3 protein-coding genes (1 of these 3 only partly in view) are annotated in these 2,569 nt (G+C 26.4%); 2 read left to right on the forward strand and 1 reads right to left on the reverse strand.

Annotated features, from left to right (window positions below):
- Window positions 1–516: the 3' portion of an amino acid--tRNA ligase-related protein gene (locus LUA84_RS01155; RefSeq protein ID WP_305836191.1), read on the forward strand. 51 nt of this gene lie to the left of the window's left edge; only the last 516 of its 567 coding nucleotides appear in the window; the start codon falls outside the window, past its left edge; the stop codon is at window positions 514–516.
- 512 nt (window positions 517–1,028) lie between these two features.
- Window positions 1,029–1,181 (forward strand): hypothetical protein, encoded by a 153-nt coding sequence (locus LUA84_RS01160; RefSeq protein WP_231434051.1) that lies wholly within the window; start codon window positions 1,029–1,031, stop codon window positions 1,179–1,181.
- A 760-nt stretch (window positions 1,182–1,941) separates the two neighbouring features.
- Here LUA84_RS01160 and LUA84_RS01165 read toward each other — a convergent pair.
- Window positions 1,942–2,220: a hypothetical protein gene (locus tag LUA84_RS01165; RefSeq protein WP_231434053.1), complete on the reverse strand. Its 279-nt coding sequence runs from the start codon at window positions 2,218–2,220 to the stop codon at window positions 1,942–1,944.
- Window positions 2,221–2,569 lie beyond the last annotated feature (349 nt).

Consider the following 2,569-nt stretch of genomic DNA (forward strand, 5'->3'; position numbering starts at 1 on the left):
ATCTATGTAATCAAAAAAGTTAAAGAAGAATGTAAAGAAGAATTAGATCTTTTAGGTAGAGAATTAAGAGTTCCTTCAAAACCATCCAAAGNNTACAGATATTCAGAAGTTTTAGAAAAATATGGTAGTGATGATGCTTTAAGTGTAGAAGAAAAAGATCCATTCTGGATTATTGATATAAAAAGAGAGATCTATGATAAGGAAGATGAAGATCATCCAGGTCATTTCTTAAACTATGATTTAATTTTGCCAGAAGGATATGAGGAAGTTTTATCTGGAGGAGAAAGAGAATATAAATATGAGAGAAATATGGAAAAGATGAAAGAATTAGAAAAAGAAGGGATAGATTATTCATCATATAAAGACTATCTAGAAGTTGCTAAAAGAGGATTATTAAAACCAAGTGGTGGAGGAGGAATTGGTGTTGAAAGATTATTAAGATTCTTATCTGGAAAGAAGAATATAAGGGAAGTTCAATTATTCCCAAGAATTCCTGGCGAGGAAGCAGTTTTCTAGATTTTTTTTTTAATAAAATTTTTTAATAAATATTATAGAAACTGAAAAGATTTTAGAAAAATCAAAATAGGTAAAAAATTGCAATCTATTAAACTAGATAATGAGAAAGGTTTATTAATAGAAAAACTTTTATCTAAGTAAATACAAAAAGTCTTAATTAAAATTTTTTAAATAATTACTAATTAACTATAAAGAATAATCCTAAATTTGATATAAGTTTTAATATGATTAAGGGAAGTTAAATGAGTAATNNTTAATCAAATAATATAAAAAGGATTATTGGCATAATAAAAATTATAGATTATCTCTATAGATGTTTATTTTAATAACATATTCNATCATAACAAGGATTTAGTAAGACATTTAGCACATAATTTACCGTAATATATACTATAATAGTAAAGGTAAGCCAAGTTAAAAGACATTGCAATGCACATAACAATAGCTACTCCTAAACCTGCGTTGGACAGATATTTATAGGCAATTAAACTTGTTATAAAAACTGGAATGAAGTGGCTGTAAATATTTCTAAAGTTAGTGTAGTTAAAGCAATAGAATATGAGAAATATTGGAGGAAAAAGATGAGAGTTATTATAAAAGATGTCATTCCTGAAAGAAAAGTAATAGCCCAAGTTTTAGAAAATGATATATATATATTCAAATAACGTTTACACCTGAATAAATAAGTTTTGAAAATATATATGAATATCAGATCCAACCCAATATAAAAGGTGACAATTCTATTATTGAAATAATTGCTAGCTCCTATTATACTTAAACCGTCCATTTTATAATATGTCATTACCTCATATAAAAATATATTTTGATGGTTATCGGAGATTATTATTGTTGTAATTGAAATATTTATATATAGAAGAAATTTTATCAAAAATAAGCTAGCGATATTAGCAATGTTTATTGTATATTATTTGAATAAAAATTGTTTTAAGAAAATATTAATGTTTTTATAATTAATAAAATTTATTTTCCAGAAAGNATTTCCATTAATTCTTTAAATCCTTCTAATTCTTCTTTAGAAATTCCATATAATTCAGCAACTGCTAAATCGATTTTTTCTTCAACTTTTTTAAGTTCTTCCTTTGCATTAATATTTTTACAATAATCAGGTTTATTATTGGAATATATACATTTTGCTAATTCATCAGCTCTTTCAGATAATTCAGGAATTTTATTATGTAAATTATTATCTGGGTCGAATTTTGGTATTTTAATGATATCTATAATATGTGTNTCTTGTCTTAACTAAGATGTTTAAAGATGCTATTATTGAACGAACTATAGTTGAATTTAAAACTGCCGCAATATAATAAGCTTCATTAGGAGATTTGGCTTCCACTAATATAATTCCATCAACAGGTATTACAGGTTTTTCATTAATAGGTTCAACAACTGCGCAAGCAAAGCTTACCGCTTTACCGGTAATGGCGCCGGCAATTCTGGTCCTACAACTTTATAGGGTGCTAAGGATGCCTTAACATTGTTCATAACATAATAAAATGGTACAGTCACTTTCTCAGCTTTATAGAATGGATACTTTTTATAAGGTGCCATTTTTTGTTTTAGGAATCCTCCACTTCTATTTATTAAATCATTAAAGAATTGATAGAAATATTGATATGTATAAGGATATTTTGTTTTCATTATATGATGTGGAAAAGGATTTCCTTCTTTATCATGTGGCAATATTATATATTTATCTTTAAACTCATAAGTACCATTTCTTTATATCTCTGCCCCTAACTAATGGATAAATAAGATCTGATTCTACTCTAGCTTCAACCTGTTTGACATTTTTCTTCTGTCCACTTTTCAGGCGAGACTTGTTATGATTAACANACCATCGGGAGTTTTTTCAAGTACTTTAATATAATAAATCTGGTTAAGAGCTGTATAAACTCCTGCATATGCCTCATAATATTGATTTCCGTTTATTATTTTTCTAATTGAGATTTATAATATTGGGTTTAANNNNCACCCATGGTGATGTAGGATCATTAAGTATTAAAGGAATCATTGTTATTTCATAATGTTT

It is taken from the genome of Candidatus Nanopusillus massiliensis (genome assembly GCF_920984865.1).